We start from the raw sequence: 25547 nt of genomic DNA on the forward strand, positions 1-25547 counted from the left end.
CAGCCACGAGCGCCAGCCGGGCCGGCCCGGTGGCGGACTCCGCGCCGGACTCCAGCGCGGCCAGCACCTCCCGGCGGTCGGCCCCGGAGAAGACGTGCAGGCGCGGAGCCGGGCCCCGCAGCCACGGCCGGGCGTCTCCCGCGCGCAGCCGGACACGCGCGGTGGGCCCTTCCATCGGTGTCACCACGGCCTGCGCGGTGTGCGCGACGGTCGCGGTGTCCGCGGGACCGCCCGGACGCGGCACCGCGCGGTGCTGGAGCGAGAGCGCCGCGACCGCGACGGAGACCAGCCCGTACGCGGCGTGGGCGCGCCCGAAGGCCGACGCCGGGTCGAACACCGCGTCGGGGCCGTCCCCGATGACCATGTCGGGTGCGCCGGCGGAATCCTCGTCGAGCAGGGCGACGACGGTGTCGCCGTCCTTGCGCGCGGTGTCCAGGGACTTGAGGACCAGGACGACGGCGGCGTCCCCCGGTTCGTCCTCGCGTCCGAGCTCCCGCTGGGCGGCCCGGTGCACCGCCTCGCAGGACAGGTCGGTGGCACCGACGAGCGCGGCGTCGACCTCCCCCGACCGGACGGCCCGGGCCGCGAGTTCCAGCGCCACCGGCCCGGACGCCTCCTCCGCCGAGACCGCGAACCCGGGGCCCGCCAGGTCGAGTTGGGTGCTGATCCGGTTCGCCACGAGGTTCGGCATGCTGCCCACCACCCCCTCCGCGGTCATGGGCGGCACGAACGCGTCCCGGGCGAGGCCCGCCGACGCCGCCGTGGCGGAGAGCCCGGCCTGCTCCAGCCAGTGGGGAACCCGCCAGCGGGCGCCCGCCCGGGCCACCTCGGGGTCCACTCCCATCCCGACGACCACCATGGTCCGCTCCCGGGGCAGGGACACCGACCGTACGGCCTCCCGGGCGGCCTCCAGCACCAGGAGCTGATGGCGCACCGTCCGCTGCAGGGCCAGGGGCGGGAAGCACAGGTCCCTCAACTCCACGGCGATCTCCGCGGCGGGGCCACGCCGCTCACCGCCCAGCACCGCCCGCCGGAAGTCCTCGGTACAGGTCCCGTCGCCGACCCGGGCGCCGACGGCGACGATCGCCACCGGCGTACGGCCGCCCGGCGACTCCCGCACCCGGGCCGGGGCGGGCACGGCGGCGGCCGGGCGGGCCGGTCGCGGTACGGCGGACACCGGGTCGCCGTCCGGAAGGTCCACCACCAGATGGGCGTTGGTCCCGCCGAACCCGAACGCGCTCACCGCCGCCCGGCGCGGCCCCGACCACGGTTCCGGCGCGGTCAGCACCCGCAACGGCGTGCCCGCCAGCGCCTCCAGCGGCCGCTGTGCGCCGAGCGTCGCCGGACGGACCCCCGCACGCAGCGCGCCGAGCACCTTCAGCAGCCCGGCCACGCCCGCCGAGGCCAGCAGGTGCCCGACGTTCGACTTCACCGAACCGATGGGCACGTCGTCACCGGCCCCGAAGACCCGGGCCATGCCGCGTGCCTCCACCGCGTCCCCGACCGGCGTCCCCGTCGCGTGGCACTCGACGAGCGACACGGTCCCGGGCGCGACGCCCGCCGCGTCGTACGCCAGGCGCATGGCCCGGACCTGGCCCTCCTCCGACGGACTGATCAGCCCGGTGCCGCGCCCGTCGTTGGACAACCCGACACCGCGGATCACGCCGAGCACGGGCAGACGGGCGGCACGGGCCTCGGACAGCCGCATCAGGGCGACGAAGCCGGCGCCCTCGCCGTGCACCAGTCCGTCCGCGTCCCGGTGGAAGGGCCGACTGCGCCCCGTGCGGCTCGTCGCGGACAGCCCGCAGAACCCCACGTGCAGATAGAGGGGGTCCGCCCGGCTGACCGCACCGGCCACCATCAGGTCCGCCGTGCCGTCGTGCAGCCGGTCGCACGCCAGCTTGACCGCGTACAGCGACGACGCGCAGGCGGCGTCGAGGGACCACGCGCCCGCGCCCAGCCCGAGGGCCCGGGCCGCGAGCCGGGCGGGCAGCCCGGACGAGAAGCGGTTCCGGGCGTCGGGCCGCTCCCGGAGCTCTCCCGTCAGCAGGGCGTCACGGAGCGGGGGCCGCTGGGCGGACAGCCAGACGTGCTCGGCGAAAGCCGCCCCCGAGGGCGTGGGATAGGACAGGTTCCCCAGCACCAGCCCCGCGCGCGGCAGCGGGCCCTCGCGGCCCGCCTCCGTGAGCGCCTGCCGGACGCCGTACATGACCCAGTGGAAGAGCGGGTCCAGCGACAGGATCCGCTCCGGAGCGATCCGGAAGCCGCTCGGATCGAAGACGGACTCGAACCCCCGTACGTACCCGCCGACATCGGTCCAGGTGCGGTCGAGGTGGTCGTCCACCGGGCCCATGGCCCAGTGGCGCGGCAGCCGCCACCGGCCCTCCGGGACGGCTGACAGGCTGGTGCGGCCCGCGGCGATGTTGTCCCAGAACGTGTCCGGATCGAGCGCGTCGGGCAGCACACAGCCCCGGCCGACGACGGCGATCGGTTCGAATTCCATGCAGGTCTCACTTCAGGGCAGGGCAGGGCGGAGCGGGACTGGATCGGAGGGGCCGGGGCTCAGGAGGGGCGGCGGACGAGCTCCACGCCGAGCAGTTCCAGACGGACGGCTCCGTCGGCGTCGATCAGCGCCGCGTCGCAGCGCGCCCCCGTGCTGTGCACCTTCCGGCCCCGCAGCACACACCGCACGGTGCCCTCCACCGGACCGCGCCGGTGCACCCTGCACTCCGCGACGGCCATCGGCAGCGTCGCCGCGCCGAGCTCCTCCTGCGCCCAGACCAGGGCGAGTTGGAGCGCTCCGTCCACGGCGGCCGGGTCGAGCGGCCAGTGCTCACCCGGCCATTCCAGGACGCGCACGCCCGCGACGACCGCCTCGGCCCCGTGCTCCGAAACGCCGTGCAGCGAGTGGAGGGAGTGGAACCGGGGGCCGTGGAAGAGGCTCTCGCCGTCGTACAACTCGGTGCGGTCCAGCGGCTCGAGGCCGTCCGGGCTGCCCCACGCGGCCGGATCCGGCCCTTCGGCCCCGGTGTCCAGTACGGCCCGGAAGTGCGCCACTCCGCTCTCCCCCCGCAGTTCCGCCTCCAGCCCCGACGGCGAACCGGCCGCGCCCCGGCTGCCGTGCACGGTGAGCCGGTGACCGGTGCCGGCCAGTCCGGGCAGGGCGCACTTCTTGTACACCCGCAGGTCGCGCAGGACGAGGGGGCCGGCCCCGGGCAGCCAGGCGGTGGCCGCCCCCGCGAACCAGTTCAGGACCATCGCCACGGGCAGCACGGGAACCCCGGCGAGCGCGTGGTCGGCCAGCTGCGGCAGGCCGGCCGCCCGGACCAGCAGCTGCGCCGGACGCGGATCGCCGGCCGGGGACAGGGCCGCCGGATCGTCCCCGGCCACCAGGACGACGCGGGCCTCGCCGGCTGTGCCGTCCAGCTCGGCCGTGAAAGCGGCCGCGCCCTGCTCCAGAGGGATGAGCGGAACCCCGGACCGGCCGAAATGCCCGGCCAGAGCGGGCGTGACCATGCCGCCGCGCCACGGACCCCAGGCGACGCACCGCACCAGGCAGCCGGGGCGGCGGGCCTGCTCGGCGGACGCCACCTGAGCCAGGACCTCGTTGGCCATGGCGTAGTCGCCCTGCCCCGCGTTGCCGAACACGGCGGCCACCGAGGAGAACAGGCAGATCACGTCCAGCGGATCGTCCGCCGTCGCGGCCAGCAGCGCGCGCAGACCGTCCACCTTGGTGGACATCACCCGCTCGACCTGCTCGTCGGTCTTGTCGGCGATCCGCTTGTCGGCCAGCACTCCCGCACCGTGCACGATGCCGGTGACCGGCCCCCACGCGTCCCGCACGTCGCGCAGTGCGGCGGCGACGGCGTCGCCGTCGCGGACGTCCACCTGGACGTACCGGACGGGGGACCCCGCCGCCTCCAGCGCCGCCAGCGTCGCCCGTACCTCGCGCGCGGCCAGGATCTCCCGGGCCCGCGTCGCGATCCGGGCGGGCGAGGAGTCCGCCGCGTCCTCGGTGGAACGCTCGGCGAGCAGACGGGTGAGCGCCGGTTCGTCGGTGGCCGACGCGAGCCCCGCGGGCTCGGGATCCGGTGCCGTCCTGCCGAGCAGCACGATCCGCGGACGGTGGGTCCTGGCCAGGTCCAGCAGCGCGGCGGCGGTCACCCCGCGGGCCCCTCCGGTGGCCACGATCACCGACTCCGGGGTGATCCGCCGGGTGCTGCCGGGCATCACCGGCGCGGGTACCGTCCGCAGGGTGGTGCGGGTACCGTCCGCGCGGAGACCCACCTCCGGGTCGGGGCCGCCTTCGAGCAGCTCCCGCACGATGGCCTCGGCGACCTCCTCGTCGCTCCGACCGCCCCGCTCGCAGTCGACGGCCTTGACCGACGCGCTCGGCCACTCCTTCGCCGCGGTCCTGGCCAGACCGGCGACGCCGCCCAGCCACGCGCGGTCGGGCGCGTGGCCGCCGAGCCCGAAGTCGCCTCCGGTGTCCTGCACGGTCACGAACAGTCCGCCCCGTTCGGCCGCCCGGGCCGCCACCGCGCGCGCCGCGCGGAACACCGACCGGTGGACCTCCCGCGCATGGTCCGGCGTGCCGTCCCCGGCCGGCCCGCCGAGGTGCACGACACCGCGCGCGTCCTCGGGCACCTCCGCCACGGCGGTGGCGTCCACGCCGTGCTCCACCAGCTTCCGCGCGACGAGGGTGGTGATCTCGGCGCCGCCGGGACCCCCGCCCGTCACCACGAGCGGCCCGTCCAGGAGCCCCGCCGTCGCCAGTCCGGACGCCGGTGACTCCACCGCGCGCGGCACCAGCCTCGTCAGCGCCGTCTCCTGCTCGGACCCGGTGCGCATGGCGGGGATCTCCGGGACGGCGGCGGCCGTCCCGGCGGGGGGCCCGGTCACGGCCGGGGAGTCCGGCGCCGGTGTCCCGGCCGGCCGGCCGGCCGCGGTGAGTGCCTCGACGATCTCGCGCAGCGTGCGGAGCCTGCCGAGCTCTCCGACGTCTCCCGTCGCCACGTCGCCCACGCTCCGGCGGACGGCCGACAGGATCTCGACCCGCTTGATCGAGTCGACTCCCAGATCCGCCTCCAGCTCCATGTCCAGGTTGAGCATCTCCGTCGGGTAGCCGGTGAGCCGGGCCACCACCGAGAGCAGCAGCTCCTCCAGTTCGGGCGCCGACAGGGGCGCGGCACCGGCGGCCGGTGCCGGGGGGGCCACCGGGACGGCGGCCGGTGCGAGCGGTGGCGTCCCGCCGGGCCCGGCGGGCACACGGGCGGGCGTGGCCCTGGGAACGTCGGCCGCCGCCGGGGGTGGTGTCACCGGTTCCGGAGCCCGCCGGGGTGCCGGAGGACGGGGGAGTGGCAGCGGTGCCGGGGGAGCCGGGGAGTCGAGCACACCGTCGGCGCCCTGTACCCCGAGCATCGCGGCCAGGGTGGTCTCGGTCATCCGCAGAAAAGCCATGTGGCTGTCGGTCAGCATGCGTTGACAGGCCGCGTGGGCCTCCGCCGTCTGCCGCTGGACGCTCTCCACCGCGGCGTACCACTCGGCGCCGAGGGCGGCCCCGGGCTCGGCACCGTACGCGGGCACGGCGTCGTGTGACGGCTCGGCACCGTACGCGGGCTCCGGTTCCTGGGCGGGCGCCGCCCCGTACGCCGACGGCTCCGGAGTGCGGGCGGGAGCGGGGGCGTACGCGGGCACGGGAACCGCCGGAATGTCGGGCGCGGACGGGGACGGGGGCGCGGGCGTGGGCGGGGGTGGTTCGGCGGCTCCGGTGCGGGGCGGGTGGAGCTGACCGTAGTTGGCTCCGCTGATCTTCACGGTCATCCGGGGCTCGCGCTCCTTCACTGGGGTTCCGGGCGAGGCGTACGGCGCCCAGAGGGAATCGAAGTCGAGAGGAACACCGCGTACGGAGAGTTCGCCGAGCGCGGTGTGCAGGGTGTCGGCCCCGGACCGGTCCGGCCGGTCCAGGAGGACGGCCGCGTGCTCGCGGTCACCGAGGATCTGTCCGACCAGGCCGGTCAGCGCGGTGCCCGCGCCGACCTCGACGAAGGTCCGCACCCCCGCCGCGTACATCGCCTCGATCTGGTCCCGGAAGAGCACCGGTGAGGCCAGGTGGCCGGCGATCCGGCGGCGTACCTCGTCGGGCGACGACGGGTACGGTGCCGCGTCCGCGTTGCCGTACACCTCGATCCGGGGCTCCGCGAACGGGACCGTGCGCAGGAACGCGGCGAGCGGCTCAGTGGCCGGGGCGACCAGGGGGCTGTGGAAAGCGGTCGACGTGGTCAGCCGGCGCGTGCCGACCCCCTCGGCCGCGAACGCCTTCTCGGCGCGCTCGACAGCCTCCGACGTACCCGAAAGCACCACCTGGCGCGGGGAGTTGTGGTTGGCCGGCCAGATGTCGCCGAACTCGCCACCGGCCAGCACGGACACCACGTGCTCGCGGTCCGCCGCCACGGCCAGCATCGCGCCCGGTACGACGGCCGCGTCCCGCATCAGCTCACCGCGCCTGCGGGCCAGACCGACCAGTGCGTCGGCGTCCAGGACACCCGCGCAGTGCAGCGCCACCAGCTCACCGAAACTGTGGCCCGCCGCGCAGTCCGGTCGCAGCCCCAGACCCCGCAGTACCTCCAGCAGCGCGAGCGCGTGCACCGCGAGCGCGGGCTGCGCCCACTCGGTGGCGGCCAGGTGCGCCGCCCGGGCCGCGCGTTCCTCGTCGGTGAAGGCGGGCGGCGGGAACACCACCCGGTGCAGGGGCCGCCCGTCGAACCTGGTGCCGCCCAGCCGGTCCCACACGGCCTGGGCGGCCGGTGAGAGCATCGCGAGGTCGGCGCCCATCCCGACGTACTGGGAGCCCTGTCCCGGAAACAGGAAGGCGATACGGCCGGGCGCGGGGTCCCCGGAGGCGTACCGGACGCCGTTCGGTGTCGAGAACGCCGTGCCGGGCCGCCGCCGGATCAGTGTGAGCGCCTGCGCGTACTTCTCCCGCAGGTCCTCGGCGCCGGTGGCGACGACGGCCAGCCGCACCGGGTCGGTGGGTGAGAACGCGCGGTGGCTCTCCCGGGCGAGCGCGGCCGGCGAACGGCCGCCGTCCGTCTCCGGCGGTACCAGGTCGGACGGCGACGCGCCGCTGAACAGGACGAGTTCGCTCGGCACGGAGCGATGGCGCGGCGGCACCCGGGCCGGGGTGCCCGAGGGCACGTACTCCTCCAGCGTGACGTGGAAGTTGCTGCCCCCGAAGCCGAAGCTCGACACCGACGCCCGGCGCGGATGACCGGCGGGCCGCACCCACGGCCGGGTCTCGGTGTTGACGTAGAACGGGCCGTCCGGGACGGCGGCCGCCGGGATCGGCCGGTCGACCTTGACGGTCGGCGGCAGCACCTTGTGGTGCAGGGCCATGACCGCCTTGAGCAGCCCCGCCGCGCCCGCCGCGCACTTGGTGTGCCCGATCTGCGACTTGACCGAACCGATCGCGCACCACTGCCCATCCGTACGCCCCGACGCCTCGAACACCTGGCGCAGCGCCGCCAGTTCGGTGGCGTCCCCGGCCTTCGTGCCGGTCCCGTGCGCCTCGACCAGCTCCACGGTCTGCGGACCGTAGCCCGCCTCCTCGTAGGCGCGCCGCAGAGCCCGTGCCTGACCGTCGGGAAGCGGCGCGTAGATCGCCGTACCCCTCCCGTCGGACGAGGTGCCGATGCCCCGGATCACCGCGTGGATCCGGTCGCCGTCCCGCTCCGCGTCGGACAGCCGCTTCAGTGCGTACATGACGACCGCTTCGCCGAGCATGGTGCCGTCCGCCGCGTCCGAGAACGGACGGCAGTCACCGGTGCGGGAGAGCGCGGGCGTCTTGGAGAAGCACAGGAACATGCCGATGTCGTTCCCGGTGTCCACACCTCCGCTGATCACCAGATCGGCCCGCCCGAGCGCCAGTTCACCGACCGCCGTGGACAGGGCCGCCAGGGAGCTTGCACAGGCGGCGTCGGTGGTGTGGTTGGTGCCGTGCAGGTCGAACCGGTTGGCGATCCGGCCCGCGACGACATTGCCGAGCAGGCCGGGGAAGGTCGCCTCCTGCCACGGGCTGAAGTGCGCCGCGATGCGGTCGCACACGGCCCGCGCCTCGGCCTCGGCGAGACCGCTCTCGCGCAACGCCTTGAGCCACACCGGGCGGTGGGCGCGCCCGTACATGTGCGGGAGCAGTTCCAGGGCGGCCGCGCCGAGGACGACGCCGACCCGGTCCCGGTCCACGCCCGACAGACCGCCGGCGTCGGTCAGCACCTGGTCGGCGACCATCAGGGCGAGCAGTTGGGAGGTGTCCGTCGCCGACAGGTTGGCGGGCGGCACCCCGTACGCCAACGGGTCGAAGTCCACCTCCGGCAGGAAGGCGCCCCGGCGGGCGTACGTCTTGTCGGGGGCGGCCGGGTCCGGGTCGTAGTGGTCCGCCACCAGCCAGCGGGAGGCGGGCACCTCGGTGATCAGGTCCCGGCCACCGGTCACGATCCGCCAGTAGCCGGCCGCGTCCGTCGCGCCGGGCACCAGGGCGCCGACACCGACCACGGCGACGGGCACCTGCCCAGGGGTGGGGGTGGACACGGTCTCTCCTCGGGGTCGGACGGCTGCGGCCGGCGCCTCCGGGGCACCGGGGCCGCTCATGCCAGCCCGCACGGGGTGTAGGCGAAGGCCTCGGACGGCAACGGGACTCCGTAGGTGCGCAGTTGATGGGCGCGGGTGAGGACCGCGGCGCCTTCGAGCAGGTTGAGTGCGATCTGCACCACGGACCGGTTCGACGGTTCGGCCAGGAACGTGCCCGCGACCCAGCGGTTGAACGCGCCCATCGCCGGCCCGCACCAGATCTGGTAGTCGGTGCGCCGGGCCGCCTCGCCGGTGATCGCCCACCGGCTGGAACTGCCCAGGTACCAGCGGAAGACCAGCGCCATACGGTGCTTGGGATCGGCCTCCGCACGCGTGATCTCCGAGGGGTCGCGCCGCTCCCAGAACGCGCGCGTGCGCTGCCAGATCTCGTCGAACGAGGCGCGCAGCACGTCCCGTTCGAGCGTGGCGCGCACCGCGGGCGGGATCTCCTCCAGCGAACCGTGCGCCCGGTACGCCGCGTGGAGCCTGCCGGCCCGCTGCGCGAACATCGTCCCCCGGGACAGCACCTGCAGCGTGACACCCAGCTCGAACATGTCCGCCGCCGGAGCCATGGCCACATCGGCGACATCCGCCTCGCAGAGCATCGCCCTGGCCTCTTCGGACAGGCCCGCCTCGACGGCCGTCTGGTTCACCGATCCGACGACCACGTAGGACGCGCCGAGGGCGAAGGCGGCGGCCACCGCGTCCGGCGTGCCCAGCCCGCCGGCCGCGCCGATCCCGACCGGCCGGCGGTAGCCGAACCGCCGGCACAGCGCGTCGCGCAGCAGGGCGATCCTCGGCAGCAGGGCCGGCAACGGCCGGTTGTCGGTGTGGCCTCCGCTGTCGGCCTCCACGGTGATGTCCTCGGCCACCGGCACCAGGGCCGCCAGGCGGGCCTCCTCCGAGGTCAGCTTCCCCTGGGCGACGAGCAGGTCCAGCAGCGCGGCCGGGGCGGGCGAGAGGAACCTCTCGGCCACCTCGGGCCGGGAGACCTTGGCGAGGATCCGCGTGCGCCGGACGATCCCGCCGTCGGTGCCCCGGCGCAGCCCCCGGGCCGAGCACAGCACGACGGCCGGGGTCAGCTCCATGAACGCCGACGCCGAGATCCGGGGCACACCGCAGCGCAGCAGCAGCTCGGCGACGCGCAACTCCAGCGTGGGTTCGGCCGGTGAGTGGATGAGGTTCACGCCCCAGTTCGGACGGGACCGCAGCTCCTGGGCCAGCGCGTGCACGGCCCGCTCCACCTCGGCGTACGCCAGGCCACCGGCGCCGAAGAACCCGAGCATCTCCGCCCGGGCCATCGCGGACACCATCCGGGTGGTCGCGATGCCGTTCGCCATCTCGCCCGCCACATAGGGGAAACGGACGCCGTGCGCCTCGCAGAAGGTGCGCCCGCCGAGCCACTCGGGGTACAGCGGCGGCAGCGTGCCGAGCACCGGGCCGCCGGGTGCGGGACCGGTCGCGAGCCCCAGCTCACGGCCGCTCGGCCCGCTGACGATGTGGACGGGTTCCCGGATCCGCCGGGCACGGGCGGCGATCCCCTCGGGGGAGAAGGCCGGCGGGGACGCGGCGGGGGCGTCGGGAACGGAGAGGACGGACACGGAGGGGCTCCAGCGGGAAAGGAGGCGTGCGGGTCAGGCGTACCGGGCGGACGGGAAGGCGGCGGTGGGTGTGGGCGTGGGCGACGGCCCGGCGGGAACCCGGTCCCTCGGGGCCAGGCCGGACCACAGGTAGTCGAGGTCCACCCGGCCGGAGGCCGTTGGCGGCCCGAACAGGGCCCGGACCCGGGTGTCGTCGAAGCGCCGTCGGTGGGCGAGGTAGGCCGTCAGGCCCGGGTAGAAGTCCACCAGCGCCTCCAGCGCCGACCGGTCGTCCGGCTCCGTGGCGACCAGGTCGATCGACAACCGGACCAGCCGCTCCAGCAGGGTCGTGATCGTCAGCACCGGCACGTCGCGGTCATGGACGACGTGGTACGTGTCGACTCCGCCCGAGGGCGTCCGGCCGGCCAGCCGCACCATGACCTCGGCCGCGTGCTCCACCGGCATCAGGTTCAGCCGGCCGTGCGGATGACCCACCAGCCGGATGCGGGGACGGCCGCCCGGAACGGCGCCGTGGGGGCCGTCGGGCCCGGCGCCGTCGTGGCCCGGGCTCCCGGGACCGGCGGCGTGTCGCGCGTCGCGCAGGATCCGCTCGACGACCTGGAGCGGATGCGAGGGCAGTTCCGGGTGCGGCGGCAGGTCCGTGACCAGGATGCTCGGCCGCAGCACCACGACCGGACGGCGGTGCTCCCGCGACCACGCGTGGATCAGCACCTCCGCCTCGTACTTGGAGCGTTCGTAGGCGTTCTCGAAGCCGTGGGCGTCGTCCAGCTCGTCCTCGTACGCCACCCCCTCACGTCGGCTTCCGGCCACGAAGGCGGTACTCACGTGATGGACCACGGGTCTCCCGCGTCCGGCGGCGGCCAACTCCAGTACGTGCCTGGTCCCTTCGACGTTGGTCCGGCGCAACTCGGGAAGCTCTCCCTCCAGGTTGATGCTGCCCGCGCTGTGCCAGATCGCCCCGAGACCGCCGGCCAACTCCTGGAACGCGCGCCTGGACAGCCCCAGCCCCGGCTGCTCCAACTCGGTCTCCACCACCCGCAGCCGGCCGGGGAGTTCGGCGACGAACGGCTCGGGCGCGCCGGTCAGTGCGAAGAACCGGGTGATGCGGTGCAGTGCGTCGCGCGATCCCGCGTGGACCAGGACCGTCACCGACCGGTGCGTGTCGAGCAGACGGCGCAGCAGACGCAGTCCGAGGAATCCGGTGGCGCCGGTGAGGGCGACGTGCATGACCTTGGCTCCAGGGGCTTTGAAAGGGACAGAACCACAACCGCGTGCGAGGGCGGTGAAGGCCGGGCCGCTGCGGCGGACGTCCGTCGGTCCTCCGGTTCCTCCAGCCTCGCCGCGGGCTCCTCAGGCCTTCTCCCGGGTCTGAGGACCGCCGGCGCAAGGCACACAGTGTCAGACGGCGGACGGCGACGGAGTCCCCGATCCCACCGGCTCACCTGATCGGGTTACCCGGGCCGCGGTCCGTGTGTGTCCCGGACGGCCCTTCGAAGCCCCCGTCGCGAGCCGGGGTGCCTGGCCGTACGGGCACGACGGGAGCAGCCGGGACCGAGCTGGCCGCTCGGCGGCCTGTCCTCCTTTCGGGTGATCTCGCGGGCGGTGGCCGGGAGGCGGTTCCGGGAGGCCCGGCGTCGCCGTCGGCGGACGGTGCGGGGCGTCGAGCCCGGCGGGGCGGGAGGGGAAGCACGTACTCCGGGGGCCTGCGGGCGCGTACGGCCGTTCACCGCGGCCGGATATAAACCGTGTTGATCCGGGCCGAGGTGACGCGTTCGGTGCCGCTGCGGATCCGCACCGGCCGGCGGCCCTTCCGATCGGTGGTCCGTCCCGGTCGGCCGGGGTGGCCGAGCGCCCGGCCTCGCCCCCGCCCGCACGTCCGTCCGCCGGCACGAACTGGAGTCCCCCGATGCCCGTGTCCGTTCCGTCAGCCCAGTCCGTCCCCTTCCCCGGCCACCCCACCCACGCGGTCGACCGCGCGTTCCTCAGTATGCAGCGCCGCCGCCCCGACGTCCGCTGGGACGCCGGCGGCGTCGCGTACCTGAGCGGTCCGCCTCCGAGCCTGGCGGACCTCCGCGCGTACGTGGGCTTCCGCCTGGACCGGCTGCCCCTGCTCACGAGCCGGGTCGAGGGCGGACCACGGCGCCCCCGGTGGCGGCCGGACGCGGACTTCACCGTCGACCGGCACGTCCACGAGGTGGTCGCGGAGGGCCCCGAGGGGTGGGACGCCGCCCTGCACACCGCGCTCAACGCGCCGTTCGCGCCCGGCACCTACTGGGGGGTCTGGCTGGTCCACGGCCACGCGCCCGACGAGTACGCCCTGTGCTACCGCTTCCACCACGCCTGCCAGGACGGTTCGGCCGCCGCGATGACCTTCCGGGCCATGCTGGGCGAGGGGGAGCCGTCGGCCCGCCCGGTGCCGGGCAAGGGCCGCCTGGCCGGTCTGCCCCGGCGGGCGGGCACGGCCGTCGGGCTGGCCGCGATGTTCGTGGCCGGCTCCCTCGCCGTCCGCGGTCACCGTCCGGCCGTCCCCTTCGTCCCCACGGGAGAGCGGCGGCTGTGGCGGGGCCGCGTACCGGCGGACACCCTCCGCCGGATCGGTACGGCGAGTGGCGGATCGGCCCACGACGTCCATCTGGCCGCGCTCACCGGGGTGTTGTCGGCCTGGTCGGTCCGGTCCGGCGTACCGCTTCCCCGGGTGACGGCACTGCTGCCCGTCGACGCACGCCGTCCGGACGAGGAACAGACCTGGGGCAACCGCTGTTTCGCCCTGCCGTTGGAGCTGCCCGTGCGGACCGCCCCGGAACGCGGGACCCGGCCCCAGGACGGCGGCTCGCCCCTGCGGCGACTGGAGCACGTCATGGCGACGACCCGGAAGCTGCGGGGCGAGGCGTGGCGGCAGGCGATCCAGGACCTGGTCCGCTCCATGCCCGACCGCCCGACCGAGTGGTACCTGCGAAGGATGCTCTCCCCGCGCGTCACCCAGGTCATGACCACGTCCATGCCGGTCGCCGACAAGGGCAGCCTGGGGGACACCCAGGTGACAGGCGTCGCCCTGCTCCCCCTGCTCGTGCCCGGGCACCTGTTCGGAGTGGGGCTGTCGTTCTTCGGCAACTGGGCCGAGGTGGCCTTCGTGGCCGACCGCGCCCTTCCGCTCGGGGAACTGCTCCCGGAACTGTGGGAGCAGGCCGTGGGCGAGCTGGAGGGGGCCTCGGCGCCGGTGTGAACGCGGCGGCACCGGGAGCCGTACCGACCGCTCGGATACGGCCCCCCGGCGCCGGGCCGTCCGTGTCGGACCACCGCTTCGAGCTCTGCCGGGGCCGTCGGCCACAGCCCGGGAGGTCCGCACCGCGGGCGAAGGCCGTGTCGTGGACGACGGAGAGCGTGCAGAGCGCCCGGGCTCCGGCCGGCATGAGAACGAGGCGGGGCGGCGCAGGGGAAGGGACTCCTCACAGGGCGGCCGGAGGCGCACCATGGCGAGGAAGTCGCCCACCGCGCCCCGTCCGGAGGAACACCCGGCGGAGCGGATCACACGGCGTCGGTCGCCGGGGCGGGGCCGGCCACGGCGGGCGGGGCCGGGACGGCGCCGCGTGCGCGACGCCTGCCCGCTCGGCGCTCCCGGCGGAGGACCCTTCGGTAGGAGCGGAAGTCGACTTCGATCCCGTGGCGGTAGGTGGACACGTACGTCCTGCGATGGCGGCGCCACTCGCGCGCGATCGCCCGCGTCATGTCCGTCGGCGACGGCAGGGCGACCGCGCCCTCGATCAGCTCGGCGATCCATTCCGCCTGCGGTTCGAGCAGCGGGAAGGCCGCACCGGAGGGCTGCGCGAGCCCCATGAAGTAGAGCCCGGGGATACGGGGCGGGACCGTGCGCAGATAGAGCTCCGTGCGGCCGTCCGGGGCGGCGAACACGGAGGGTTCCAGGAAGGGGAAGGAGATCTTGTAGCCCGTGGCGTACACCACGGCGTCCACCGGTTCACGGCTGCCGTCCGTGAAGACCGCCGTGTCCCGGCCGAAGGAGCTGACGCCGGGCTTCGGCGTGACCGCGCCCCGGGCCAGCTGGACGAGGAGTTCGTCGGAGGTGGAGGGGTGGCGTGCGAGCGGTCCGCGGTCCGGTTCGGGGAGTCCGTAATGAGCCGGGGCACCGCGGGCGAGCCGCAGGAGGAGCCGCAACGCAGGGTCCTTGAGGAACCGCGGGACATCGGACAGCGGGCTCCACACCAGGTGGTCCGCCGGACGGCCGAGCAGCATCTTGGGGAACACGTGCGCCGCGTCGCGCGCGGAGAGGAACGTCCGCGCCGCCGTACGCGAGACCTCCGCCGCGATCTCGCACGCGGAGTTGCCCATGCCGATCACCAGCACCCGCCGGCCGGCGTACGGGGCGGGGGTGCGGTAGTCGTGCGAGTGGACCGCGGTCCCCTCGAACTCCTCGGCACCGGGCACGGCGGGGTCCGGGAGACGAGGGTCCCAGTGGTGCCCGTTGGCCACCACCACCTCGGTGTAGCGCCGCGTCTCCTCGGCCGCGTCGCCGCGGCGCCGGCAGGCCACCTCCCAGCCGCCGTCGTCCAGGGGCCGCACCGAGGTGACCTCCGTACCGAACACGATGTGGCGATGCAGGCCGAACGACGCGGCGTAGTCCTCCAGATAGGCCAGGACCATGCTGTGGTGCGGAAAGACCGGGCAGGTCTCCGGCATGGCCAGGGAGGAGAAGGACATGCTCTTCTTCGAGATGTTCGCGTGCAGCGACGCGTACACCCCCGACATGCCGTTGTCGTTGCCGTACCGCCAGAGTCCGCCGACGCCCGACCCGGCCTCGAAGCAGTCGAACAGAACGTTCCGCGAGGCGAAGACCTTGCTGGCGGCCAGGCCGGACGGGCCGGCGCCGATCACACATGTTCTCCGCATGACTGACCGACCTTCCTGGACCGGGGCGGAACCCGGGCGGGCGGACCTGCCGGCACCCCGGCCCCGGCCACGCTAGCCGCCCCGCTTGCCCCGAAACCCGCTTCCACCGGCGAAACCGCCGCAGGCGTGACGCGGCGCGCGCCGGATTGACGCCGTGGAACGGAACCACTCCCCGCTCCGTTTCCCTTGCCCTGCCCGCTCGTTGGGCACGGGCGGCCCGGTTCCGCCGCCGATCGGAGGCCGCGGACCGGTTCCGCGGCCATCCGGAAGACCTGGCACGACGGAGCAGCGCGATGGACGTCACAGATGTGCACCACTCCTACCGGCGGCACGCCGTTCTACGGGGCGTCGACCTCCGACTGCGGCCCGGGGTGCTCGCCGGGATCGTCGGGGAGAACGGCGCCGGCAAGACGACGCTGCTGAGGATCCTCTCCGGTGAACTCAGGCCGGACCGGGGCTCGGTGCGCCACAGCGGCCGGTTCGGCTACTGCCCGCAGTCCGTGGTCCTGGACGACTCCTTCACCGTCCGCCAGCACCTGGACCTCTTCCGGCACGCCTTCGGGCTCGCGGACCTGCGGCGAGCCGAGGAAGTGATGGAGACCCTGGCCCTCACCGAGTACCTCGACCAGCGTGCGGGTCTGCTCAGCGGGGGCTCACGGCAGAAGCTGAACCTGACCCTCGCGCTCATGCACGACCCGGACGTGCTGCTGCTGGACGAGCCCTACCAGGGCTTCGACTGGGAGACGTACCTGCGCTTCTGGAAGCTGGCGACCGGGCTGCGCGACGCCGGACGCTCGGTGCTGGTCGTCTCGCACCTGGCGTACGACATCGACCGGCTGGACCAGCTGTGGCGCCTGGAGGACGGGCGCCTCCACCACCAGGACCGGTGCTCGGAGGCGGCGGCATGAGGCGGCACTGGTCCCTGTTCACCACGGCCTCCCGGTACGCGCTGATCGGCCACGCCCGCAACCGGTTCGCGATGCTGCTGGTGGTGCTGTACATCCCCGTGTGGATCGCCCTGGCCTACGTGACCATTCCCGACCGGCCGGCGCCGTTCCGGCTGCGGGCCACGGGCGAGGTCCTGACCCCGCCCGGCAACCACCTCACCCAGATCACCGGCGCGCTGAACGCGGTCACCCTGATCGCCGGGTTCATGATGTTCGCCGCCACCTTCACGGGCGGTGCCTTCGACCGGCGCCTGGCCATGGCGGGCTACCCGCGTCACCACCTGGTCCTCGCCAAGCTCTCCGCGCTCACCCTGGTCTGCGCCGCCGTCGCCGCGTACGCCACGGCCGCCGCCGGCTTCGCCTGGTCCCCCAGGCAGCCCCTCGTGCTCGCCGCCGCGCTGTTCTGCGCCGCCCTGACCTACGGCGCGCTCGGAGTGGTCTTCGGCTCGGTGCTCCGCCGTGAGGTGGAGGGCATGTTCGCCATCCTGATGATCAGCATCATCGACGTCGCCCTGCAGAACCCCCTGTCGAGCTCCGGGTCGGACAGCGCCGTCGTGCGCTTCCTGCCGTCGTACGGAGCCGTGCAGGCCAGCATGTCCGCGGCCTTCTCCAGCGCGCCGGCGGCCCAGGGCCTCGCGATCCAGTCGCTCTGGCTCATGGGGGCGGCGCTGGCCGGGTTCATGGTCTTCCGCCGGCGTACCCGCGACGCGCTCCCACCGGCCGTCCGGCCGGACGGCCGCCGTGACCTGCGGGGGCCGACGAGCGTTCTGTAACCGGGCGTTGATTCGTCCCCGGATCGACACATTCTCCACGCAAGGAGCACCACCTCCATGAGTCTTTCGCGTACCGTCCAGCGCACTGTCCTCACCGCGGCCCTCCTGTCCGCCTCCGCCCTGGCCTTCCCCGCCCCCGCGCAGGCGGCCCCGCTGCCGCCCGCGTGTCAGGACGCGCTGCTCACCACCCTCGACAAGTTCCCCGTCACGGACTTCACGGTCCCCGAGAAGGTCCAGAACGCCATGCTGGTCGAGGTCGTCAACCTGAGCGAGGCCGAGCAGCAGGCCTTCACCCAGGAGGCGTGCGCGGCCTGGAACAACTGGGCCGCCAAGAACGGCCAGGCGGTGGCCACGGACCTGGACACCCGCTACCGGAACGCCGCCGGGCCCGTGTGCAACAAGTTCGCCACCTCCGCCATCGGGACGATCAAGAAGTACGCCCCGAACATCCCCGCCCAGACACGGGAGCTGGAGAAGGTGGCCAAGAAGGTCTGGAAGAACGCCATGCAGAAGCTCGCCACGGAGGCCACCAACGCCGACTGCCGCAAGGCCTACGACGGCGTGAAGGCCGGCTGGTAGCGAGACCCGGCGGACGCCGCCCCCGTCCGCCGACCGGCGTTTCCGTCCGTCGTCCGACCCGACGGCCTCGGTCGGCCGCATCGACTCCGTGGCCGCTGCCTTGGCCGACGGTACGGAAACGCCGGACGGGATCGCACCGGTGGATCTTGCGAGAAGCAGGGTGCGTCGACCTCCGGCAGATCGCGAGCGCGCTGGTGTGGGCATGGACGGACCGGCCCGTCGGCGATCCGGCGGTGGCCGGCGCGATGGGCCTCTACGAGCGGCTGCGGGCCGAACCGGATCGCCCGGAGCTGCTGCTGGAGCTGTCCGCTTGAGGACCGAGGACCGGGGCATGGAGCCGGCCGGCCACAAGCGGCTCGNCGCCGCCGCCGGCTTCGACGTCTGCTCATGCGACCCGCGCGGCCGCTGGCGGCGGGCAACCAACGAGAACACCGGCAAGCTGCCTGAGGCAGCGCCCGCCGAAGAGGACCGACCTCTCCCGGCGCGGCCGGACCGACCCGGACAAGACCGCCGACGGGTCGAACCCGCCTTCGTTCACCGGGTCGTTGGAGGCGACGGCCTGTTCACGCGGGTCGGCATACGGCGGCGTGAGCCGGAGCGGACACGCGAGAGCGGCGCCGCCGGGGCCGGACGTGACCCGGGCGGCGCCGCTCTCCCGCGCGTGTGCCGTCGCTCAGTACGCGGCGACGACCGGCACCTCGCCCGCGCCGTTCTTCGCCTCCTCGGCGCGGCTCTTGATGCCGATCACGGCAGCCACGGCACCGATCAGACACAGGATTCCGGTCACGGTGACGGCGGAGTGCAGACCGTTGACGAACGCCTGGCCGCTGCCCTCGACGACCGCGGCCTTGATCCGCGCCGGCATGTCGGAGGAGACCGGGGCGATGCCCATCGCGACGGCGTCCTGGGCCTTCTCGAGACCGCGGGCCGTGGCAGGGGGGACGCCCGCGCCGGTGAGCTCACCGAACAGCGAGGAACCGACCTTGCCGGCGATCACCGTGACCAGCACGGAGGTGCCGAGAGCGCCGCCTATCTGCAGCATGGTGGACTGCAGGCCGGAGGCCACACCGCCGTCCCTGACCGGTGCGTTGCCGATGATCGCGGCGGCGGTGGCGGGCAGCACGATGCCGACGCCGAGGCCCATCGCGACGTACGGCGGCCACATGGTCGCGTAGGAGGAGTCGACGGTCCAGGTGAGCATGGAGAACATGGCGGCGGCCGACAGGACCAGACCCAGCGGGATCGTGACGCGCGGGCCGAAGCGGGCGGTCAGCTGGGAGCCGATCGGAGAGGCGAACAGCGAGGCGATCGACATCGGCAGCGTGCTGATACCGGCCTCGACCGGTGTGTAGCCGCGCACGTTCTGCAGGTACAGCATGATGAAGAAGATGCCGCCGAGCATCACGAAGAAGTTCAGCAGGGTCATGACCGCGCCGGTGGTCAGCGACCGGTTGCGGAACAGGCGCATCGGCAGCAGAGGGTGTTCCTGCCGGGTCTCGTACCAGCCGAAGAGGACCAGGAGAACCAGGCCGAGGGCGATGGAGCCGAGGGTCCCGGCGGAGGCCCAGCCCCAGGTCTCGCCCTTGACGATGCCGAGGACGAGCGCGAGCAGACCCGCGGCGAGCAGGACGACACCGGCGATGTCGAAGCGGTGCCGGCCGGTGGAGTTCTTGGATTCCGCGAGAACCGCCGTGCTGAACAGCAGCGCGACGACGCCGATCGGCGCGTTCAGGTAGAAGACCGCCGCCCAGTCGACGTGTTCGACGAGCAGACCGCCGATGATCGGGCCCAGCGAGGTCGAGACGGCCGAGACCATCCCCCAGATGCCCACCGCGAGCGCGAACCTCCTCGGCGGGAAGACGGCGCGCAGGATGCCCAGGGTGTTGGGCATCAGGATGCCGCCGCACAGGCCCTGCAGGGCACGGAAGGCGATGACGCCCTCGATGCTGCCGGACAGGCCGATGGCGACCGAGGTGACGACGAACCCGCCGACACCGACAAGGTAGTGGAGACGCCGGCCGAACCGGTCACCGAGCTTGCCGCCGAGGATCATCGAGGCGGCGAGCGCGAGCAGGTAGGAGTTGGTGACCCACTGCAGCTCCGCGGTGCTGGCATGGAGGTCCTTGCCGATCGCCGGGTTGGCGATGGCGACGACGGAGCCGTCGAGCTGCACCATGAGCAGGCCGAACGACACCGCGATCAGGGCGAGCCAGGGGTTGCCCCGGCGGCCCGCGGACTTCGGCTGCGCGGAAGCAGCCGGGACCGGGGCGGAGATATCCACGGAGGTGGACGCCATGGAGAGAGCCGTTTCTTTCTCAGGGGGACGAACGGAACACGCGAAGAGCGGCCGCGCTGCCGCAGCCGGTCCGGCCGCCCTCGCCGGCCGGCGAAGGGGCAGGGCAGGGCGCTCGGGGCCGAGAACGCCGAGGACCGCCCCGAAGGACTGTCCTCGGAAGCAGGCAGGAAGGAAGCGGGAGGCGGGCGCCTCACCGCGGGAACACGCGCGAGCCCGTGACCCTGCCGTCAGCGGGCCGCGGAGTGGAGGTGGCGTGTCAGCGCTTCGAGCGCCCCGACGGCGGAACCGAGCGCGTCCAGCTCCCCGTCGGTGAGGGACAGGATCGCCTGGCCNGTGGCTCTCCTCGAGAGCACGCACCTCGGCGATCCGCTGCCGCGAGGACTCCGTGAGGTGGAGATGGACGATCCGCTTGTCGGCGTCGTCCTGCCGACGCTCCAGTTCTCCCCGCTCCGTGAGCTGGGAGACCAGGGCGCTGACATTGTTGGGCTTCATCAGCAGAGCCTCGGCCGCCTCGCGGACCGTGACCCCCTCCCGCTGTGCGACGAACCGCAGCAGCGCGAGCTGCCCCTCGGGCGGCTTGGGATGGGGATACTCCGCGGCGACCCGCCGCTCCAGGGCCCGGTGCAGCACGGGCAGGCATGCCGCGAGCTCGGAGGCTACGCGGGCGATGCGCTGTTCGGGCGCGCTGCTTGCGGACATGCTCGCCATTATTGGTATGAGCTCATACCTAAGTCAAATCAGCCCTGGTCGGACCGGTCCGGTGCCCGTCCCGCGGTCATTCCGCGACGCCTCCGGCTCCGGATCGGCGGTGCCCCGCACGCAACCGGTCACTCGTACACCTCACCTGGCCGGGGCTTGGCCGGGGCGAGGAGCTGGGTGACGGTGACGAAGGTGTAGCCGCGGGCCTTGAGGGCGGAGACGATGCCGGGAATCGCGGCGACCGTACCGTTGTAGCCGCGGTCGGTGGGGTCCACCCGGTCGTGCAGCAGGATGATCCCTCCGGGACCGGTCCGGGCCAGGATCCGGCGGGTGATCAGCGCCGAGTCGGTGGTCCGGTAGTCGGACGCGTCGGCACTCCACAGGACCTGCGCCATGCCGAGCTGCCGGCAGATCGCGGCGATGGCCGCGCTCGTACGGCCTTGCGGCGGGCGCAGCAGAACCGGCCGGCGGCCGATGACCCTTGCCACGGCATCGCGACCCCGGGTGATCTCCTTGCGCGCGTCGGCCGGACTGATCGCAGTGAGGATCCGGTGGGACCAGGTGAGGGTCTCCACCTCGTGGCCTTCCGCGGCCATCCGCCTGACCGTTCCCGGGTGCCTCACGACATGGTTCTCACCCAGCGTGAAGAACGTGGCGTGCGCGCCGTACCGGCGCAGGATGTCCAGGATCCGCGGGGTGCGGACGCTCGGCGAGTCGTCGAAGGTGAGCGCCACGCACTTCGCCTTCCGGCAGTCGACGGACCTGCCGGCGCTCCGGGCGAACCCGGCCGCCGCGCCACTCGCCGACGGCATCCGCTGCGTGGTCCCGGCCCGCGGCGTGACGTCGTTGCCGTCGCAGCCGGACAGGGTGAACGCCATCGCCGCCGCGGTCACCAGTGCGGCCGGCGCGCGCATCCGGTGCGTCGCCGTGGTCGCGTTCCGCACGGGGCGATCCCCGTGTGCCGGCGAAGGACCCCGGGCCCGCCTGGGCCGGAAAACACCCCGATGGGATGAACGAGGCATAGGGGGAGCCTAGCCCGGGCGCGCACCGAGGGCACCCGGAGCCGGACGGCTCCGGGACGACGGGCCCGGGCCCGGGAGGCCCGGGCCCGGGTGGTCCACCGGCCCGCGACGAGGGCCTCCACGGCGGAGGCGCCGAAGGCGGTGGTGGTGCCGCGGACGTCGATCCGACCGCGCCGGGCGGTGGGGCCCGACAGGCCCGTCCCCACCACGACGACATCGCACCGGCATCGGCACCGGCATCGGCGCCGCCAGCCGGCCGACCGCGGGCAACCGCGGCGACCGCAAGGTGCGGGGACTGCTCGGCGCCAAGGGCGCCGTCCCGGCCGCGCCGCGGTCATCTCCGACGCCGGCCGCCGCGGCACCGGCCTGGTCATCCCGCACCGACGCGAGAAAGCCGGGCCGAACTCCCTGCCGGGGAGGAAGGGCGCGATGCCTCCCGCCGCAAGGTCTGCGCCCGCGTCGAGTGCGCCTTCACCAGGACGAAGGGCTGGAAGCCCCTCATGGCGCATCCCGCTCCGCGAGCAGTGGCCGCACCTCTCCGACGGCCCGGCGGGGGACAGGGGAGCGGTTCACACCGGGCCGGCACGTCATGGGAGGTGCCGTGACGGAGATGGGTGAGCGTGGCCGGCGGCCGGTCGACGAAGGCCGTCGGCCAGGTCGGCGTGCGGATGCCGCGCGGCCGACCGGGTCCTACTCTCGGTGCATGTCCAACTACAGAAGTGCACCTGCGGTCGGCGGTTGCCCGGCGCGGTTCCGGTTCGCCGCACGGCCTCCCTCGCCACCGATCCCGAGCGGGAGCGGCGGATGAATCCGGACGATCTTCCTGCGCCGGCCGAGGGGCTGGTGCTCACACACTTCTTCACCGTCTCCGACGTGCCGCGCTCCCGGGCGTTCTACGCCGACGTGCTGGGTGGAACGGTGGTGCTGAAGGAGAACCCCTGCATCATCAAGGTCGCCAACGGCTGGATCATCCTCAACCCCGGCGGCGGCCCCACCGACGACAAACCCGACGTCGTCCTGCGCCCGCCGGACGACCCCCACACCGCCTCCAGCTTTCTGAATGTGCGAGTGGCCGATATTCACCGCTTCTACGGCATGGCCGTCGCGAAGGGAGCGGAGTTCCTCACCCCGCCCATCGACCGTCGTGCCGAGTTGCGCTGCTACCTGCGCGATCCGGACGGCTACCTCATCGAGGTGGGCCAGGCGACGGGGCTGCTCAAGGGCGAGCCGGCGCGCACCGACATCTGATCGGGCAGGTGGCCGCGGAGCGCCTCGGCGTGCGGTGCGCGGCTGCTGCGGGGCCTCAGCCGGAAGAGGGACGGGCCTTGTGGAGCCGCAGCTGCGGGTCCGTCACCCCGCCCGGGCACGCCAGTGACTCGATCTGCCATCCGGCGTGCCGGGCACCGGCCTGGTAGGCGCTTTCGTAGAAGGCGAGCACGGCGGCGCGCGGGTCGGCCTCGGTGCGGACCTCGTCGTACCGCAGTACGGCCAGGTGGCTGTTGTTCCGGGCGGTCCAGTGTGCCGCCGTGGGCCCAAGCGGCTCCTCGGCCAGGTGCGCCGGCTCCGGAGCGGTGTAGGAGTAGAACGCGGGCTCGGGGAAGGTGTCGTCCCCGAACCAGAAGCCGAAGCTGATCACTTCCCGGGAGTACGCCTCCCGGGTGACCGGGTCGATCTGTTCGGGCTGATCGATGTGACGATCGGAGAACCGGGTGTGAGCGATGTCGAAGGTGTGCCAGAAGTGGTGCACCGGGCTTACCTTCCCCGAATACCCCGCGGCGAATTCCTCCAGTACGGACGCCACCTGGCTGAGGACCCGCCAGTAGCGGTTGGCCTGCGCGGGATCGTAGGCCGCGTGTTCGGTGTCCTCGGCGAACGGCCGGCCGGAGTCGGGCAGGTCGAAGGGCCTGGGCACGGCGAGCCGCACCCGGATGCCCAGCGCGGCCAGCGAGTCCATGACCACGTCGTGGAAGGACGCCACGGACCGGCCGATGAGCGGGACGGAGATCTCCCGGCCGTCCAGAGTCGAAAGAACCAGCTGATGTGCGACGAAGTCGAAGTCCATCGTGAAGATCGGGTTGCCGTCGACCTGCCCCATCGGACGGGTCGTGATGCCGCGCCCCGTGAGGTGGAACGGGACGTTCCACCAGTGGTTGCGCCGGGTGCTGGCGGCGAGACGGACCTTCCCGACGATCTGCGCGAAGCGATGGAGCGTCTCTTTGGTGTCGCGCCACTCGGCGAGCGGGACCGGCGGGAACAGCTCCATGGTCATCACCCTTCCCTTGCGCCCGACGCTCCTGATGGCCGGGCCCGGGGCCTGGACGACCATGATGGCCACGGCGGACAGGTGCGGCATCTCGTGAACCCGGCAGGCGTACCAACCCGCGTGAGCGGGACCGCTCCGGCCCCGGTCGACCTCGCGCGATTCGCCGGGCCGCACATCCACCAGCACCCGTCCGGGCGGGGCGCGCCCCGGTCGGAGAAGGCGCGCGGGCGGCTCTCGTCCGAACGGCCCCCGTGTCTCCCGGTGGACAGTGGGTACGGGCGGCCTGTGGGCCAGGACGGTGCCGTCACCCGCCTGAAGCGGAAGCGACACGAGTTCGACAACAGTGTGATCCGCCGCCGGGCATGCGGCCGATGTGCCAAGGCCTGGGCCCCGCCGGCGAACGACCGACGTGGAACGGAAGACGCATGACCCAAGTGGACCGCGGGATATCGGCCGACGTGACCACAAGACCGCGCAACGAGGGGGAGGCCACGCGGGCAGTGGCGCTGTTGCCGCTGACGACGCCCACGGGCCGGACGACGGCGACCGGGGCGGGCGCCCGGAAGGAGCGGCTCGCCGCGCTGGACGGGCTGCGGTTCCTGGCGGCGCTGTCGGTGGTGCTCTTCCACTTCATCGGCCAGACCCCGGGGGCGATGGAGTCCGTCTGGGGCCGCCCGTACGAGAGCACCTTCCCGGACCTGCACCGCTACTTCGCCTTCGGACGGCTCGGTGTCGACCTGTTCTTCCTGATCAGCGGCTTTGTCATCTGCATGAGCGCGTGGGGGCGCACCCCGCGCGACTTCTTCGTCTCGCGCGTCACCCGCCTGTACCCGATGTACTGGATCGCGATCGTGGTGTCGGCGTGCGTCGTCTACTGCGTCGACAGCCCGTTCGGGCGCCCTCACCCGCGCATACTCCTCGCGAACCTGACGATGCTGCAGACCCCGCTGGGTGTGGCCAACCTGGACCCGGTCTACTGGACGCTCTGGCCGGAACTCTGCTTCTACCTCACGTTCGCGGCCGTGGTGTGGAAAGGGCTCAGCTACCAGCGGGTGGTGTTCTTCTGCGGGTTGTGGACGGTCGCCGCGGTGCTCGCGCCGGCCGCCCGCGTCCCGTTGCTCACCCTCGTGGCGAACCCCACGTCCGCGCCGTACTTCATCGCGGGCATGGCCTTCTACCTCATGTACCGGTACCGGCCGACACCGCTGCTGTGGGGCATCGTCGCCATGTCCTGGCTGCTGGCCCTGCACTTCCTCCTGGCACCCACCGGCGGCCGCAACAACTGGGACACCTGGTCACCGTGGCGCGGCTGGCTGGTCCTGGTGGTCACCGGATTCTTCCTGCTGATCGCCGCCATCGCGCTCGGCTGGACCCGTCGGATCCGCTGGCGGGGGCTGACCGTCGCGGGCACGATGACCTTTCCGCTCTACCTGCTGCACGACACGATCGGAATGACGATCGCGTACCACTACGGCGACCTGTTCCACCCGCTGCTCCTGGTCGGCATCACGGTCAGCGGCCTCGTCGTCCTGTCGTATCTCGCGCATCGATTCGTCGAACGCCCGATCGCGCTGACCATGCGGCGCCTGCTGAACACCGCCACGTTCGGCCGGCGACCACCGACGCCGCGTCCTTGACGGACGGCAGACACGGACCAGGGCAGCGGGGCGGCGTCGTGCTGACGCGGGCTCGCGACGGCAACGTCCCGCCCCTCGGCGAGCTCGGCATCGCCCATGCCGCTCCGTTCCCGCGTAGCGGGGACTGAACCTGCGGTGGCCGGAGAGCCCCGAGACCGTCCGCTCGGTCACCCGCCTGTGTCGGCTCAACCGTCCGCCTCATA

General features: G+C 73.6%; 15 protein-coding genes and 1 pseudogene. 7 read left to right on the top strand and 9 right to left on the bottom strand.

Annotated elements, in window-relative coordinates; translation table 11 throughout:
• The 4 genes from RH94_RS44325 to RH94_RS23625 all read right to left on the bottom strand — a co-directional run.
• The coding region (locus RH94_RS44325; protein ID WP_267893392.1) for a beta-ketoacyl synthase N-terminal-like domain-containing protein at positions 1-2503 on the bottom strand (2503 nt) is incomplete at its 3' end.
• Between the two features lie 59 nt (positions 2504-2562).
• Positions 2563-8646: a type I polyketide synthase gene (locus RH94_RS23615; protein ID WP_079189154.1), complete on the bottom strand. Its 6084-nt coding sequence runs from the start codon at positions 8644-8646 to the stop codon at positions 2563-2565.
• Positions 8643-10226 (bottom strand): PfaD family polyunsaturated fatty acid/polyketide biosynthesis protein, encoded by a 1584-nt coding sequence (locus RH94_RS23620; protein ID WP_073949716.1) that lies wholly within the window; start codon positions 10224-10226, stop codon positions 8643-8645. The genes RH94_RS23615 and RH94_RS23620 overlap by 4 nt, the downstream gene beginning before the upstream one ends.
• A 33-nt stretch (positions 10227-10259) precedes the next feature.
• The gene (locus RH94_RS23625) at positions 10260-11453 is read right to left on the bottom strand and encodes an SDR family oxidoreductase (RefSeq protein ID WP_073949718.1); all 1194 of its coding nucleotides are present in this window, start codon (positions 11451-11453) and stop codon (positions 10260-10262) included.
• A 679-nt stretch (positions 11454-12132) separates the two neighbouring features.
• Between RH94_RS23625 and RH94_RS23630 the strand changes: the two genes are divergently transcribed.
• Positions 12133-13449, top strand: coding sequence for a wax ester/triacylglycerol synthase domain-containing protein (locus RH94_RS23630; protein ID WP_073949720.1), 1317 nt, complete (start codon positions 12133-12135; stop codon positions 13447-13449).
• Positions 13450-13751: 302 nt separating this feature from the next.
• Here the strand turns inward: RH94_RS23630 and RH94_RS23635 are convergent, their stop codons facing one another.
• Positions 13752-15128 carry a flavin-containing monooxygenase gene (locus tag RH94_RS23635; protein WP_073949722.1) on the bottom strand — a complete coding sequence of 459 codons (1377 nt, stop codon included), beginning with the start codon at positions 15126-15128 and terminating at the stop codon, positions 13752-13754.
• Between the two features lie 293 nt (positions 15129-15421).
• On the opposite strand from RH94_RS23635, the gene RH94_RS23640 reads away from it, so the two are divergent.
• The 4 genes from RH94_RS23640 (at position 15422) to RH94_RS40845 (ending at position 17741) form a co-directional block, all read left to right on the top strand.
• Positions 15422-16036 (top strand): ABC transporter ATP-binding protein, encoded by a 615-nt coding sequence (locus RH94_RS23640; RefSeq protein ID WP_073949724.1) that lies wholly within the window; start codon positions 15422-15424, stop codon positions 16034-16036.
• Positions 16033-16848 (top strand): hypothetical protein, encoded by an 816-nt coding sequence (locus RH94_RS23645; RefSeq protein ID WP_073949777.1) that lies wholly within the window; start codon positions 16033-16035, stop codon positions 16846-16848. The genes RH94_RS23640 and RH94_RS23645 overlap by 4 nt, the downstream gene beginning before the upstream one ends.
• 57 nt (positions 16849-16905) lie before the next feature.
• A complete protein-coding gene (locus RH94_RS23650) occupies positions 16906-17427 on the top strand; it encodes a hypothetical protein (RefSeq protein WP_073949726.1) in 522 nt (173 codons plus the stop codon).
• Between the two features lie 146 nt (positions 17428-17573).
• A complete protein-coding gene (locus RH94_RS40845; RefSeq protein ID WP_158073083.1) occupies positions 17574-17741 on the top strand; it encodes a hypothetical protein in 168 nt (55 codons plus the stop codon).
• Between the two features lie 359 nt (positions 17742-18100).
• On the opposite strand, the gene RH94_RS23655 is transcribed toward RH94_RS40845, so the two are convergent.
• From RH94_RS23655 to RH94_RS23665, 3 genes and pseudogenes are all read right to left on the bottom strand, one after another.
• Positions 18101-19723, bottom strand: coding sequence for an MFS transporter (locus RH94_RS23655; protein ID WP_073949728.1), 1623 nt, complete (start codon positions 19721-19723; stop codon positions 18101-18103).
• Positions 19724-20056: 333 nt separating this feature from the next.
• A pseudogene (locus RH94_RS23660) lies at positions 20057-20422 on the bottom strand (MarR family winged helix-turn-helix transcriptional regulator); the annotation flags it as partial.
• 128 nt (positions 20423-20550) lie between these two features.
• Positions 20551-21366: a polysaccharide deacetylase family protein gene (locus tag RH94_RS23665; protein ID WP_234425987.1), complete on the bottom strand. Its 816-nt coding sequence runs from the start codon at positions 21364-21366 to the stop codon at positions 20551-20553.
• An 882-nt stretch (positions 21367-22248) separates the two neighbouring features.
• Between RH94_RS23665 and RH94_RS23670 the strand changes: the two genes are divergently transcribed.
• The gene (locus RH94_RS23670; protein ID WP_073949730.1) at positions 22249-22692 is read left to right on the top strand and encodes a VOC family protein; all 444 of its coding nucleotides are present in this window, start codon (positions 22249-22251) and stop codon (positions 22690-22692) included.
• A 55-nt stretch (positions 22693-22747) separates the two neighbouring features.
• On the opposite strand, the gene RH94_RS23675 is transcribed toward RH94_RS23670, so the two are convergent.
• Entirely contained in the window at positions 22748-23707 is a 960-nt protein-coding gene (locus RH94_RS23675) for a DUF5996 family protein (protein WP_073949781.1), read from the bottom strand.
• 425 nt (positions 23708-24132) lie between these two features.
• Here RH94_RS23675 and RH94_RS23680 point away from each other — a divergent pair, with 425 nt between their 5' ends.
• Positions 24133-25344, top strand: a complete 1212-nt coding sequence (locus tag RH94_RS23680; protein ID WP_073949732.1) for an acyltransferase family protein — start codon at positions 24133-24135, stop codon at positions 25342-25344.
• Positions 25345-25547: the final 203 nt, after the last annotated feature.

The organism is Streptomyces kebangsaanensis, assembly GCF_001906585.1.
Classification (GTDB): domain Bacteria; phylum Actinomycetota; class Actinomycetes; order Streptomycetales; family Streptomycetaceae; genus Streptomyces; species Streptomyces kebangsaanensis.

Coding starts and splice junctions, on each gene's coding strand:
- RH94_RS23615 (WP_079189154.1), bottom strand. CDS start 8,646: ATGAGCGGCCCCGGTGCCCCGGAGGCGCCGGCCGCAGCCGTCCGACCC.
- RH94_RS23625 (WP_073949718.1), bottom strand. CDS start 11,453: ATGCACGTCGCCCTCACCGGCGCCACCGGATTCCTCGGACTGCGTCTG.
- RH94_RS23630 (WP_073949720.1), top strand. CDS start 12,133: ATGCCCGTGTCCGTTCCGTCAGCCCAGTCCGTCCCCTTCCCCGGCCAC.
- RH94_RS23635 (WP_073949722.1), bottom strand. CDS start 15,128: ATGCGGAGAACATGTGTGATCGGCGCCGGCCCGTCCGGCCTGGCCGCC.
- RH94_RS23640 (WP_073949724.1), top strand. CDS start 15,422: ATGGACGTCACAGATGTGCACCACTCCTACCGGCGGCACGCCGTTCTA.
- RH94_RS23645 (WP_073949777.1), top strand. CDS start 16,033: ATGAGGCGGCACTGGTCCCTGTTCACCACGGCCTCCCGGTACGCGCTG.
- RH94_RS23650 (WP_073949726.1), top strand. CDS start 16,906: ATGAGTCTTTCGCGTACCGTCCAGCGCACTGTCCTCACCGCGGCCCTC.
- RH94_RS23655 (WP_073949728.1), bottom strand. CDS start 19,723: ATGGCGTCCACCTCCGTGGATATCTCCGCCCCGGTCCCGGCTGCTTCC.
- RH94_RS23670 (WP_073949730.1), top strand. CDS start 22,249: ATGAATCCGGACGATCTTCCTGCGCCGGCCGAGGGGCTGGTGCTCACA.
- RH94_RS23675 (WP_073949781.1), bottom strand. CDS start 23,707: ATGGAGCTGTTCCCGCCGGTCCCGCTCGCCGAGTGGCGCGACACCAAA.
- RH94_RS23680 (WP_073949732.1), top strand. CDS start 24,133: ATGACCCAAGTGGACCGCGGGATATCGGCCGACGTGACCACAAGACCG.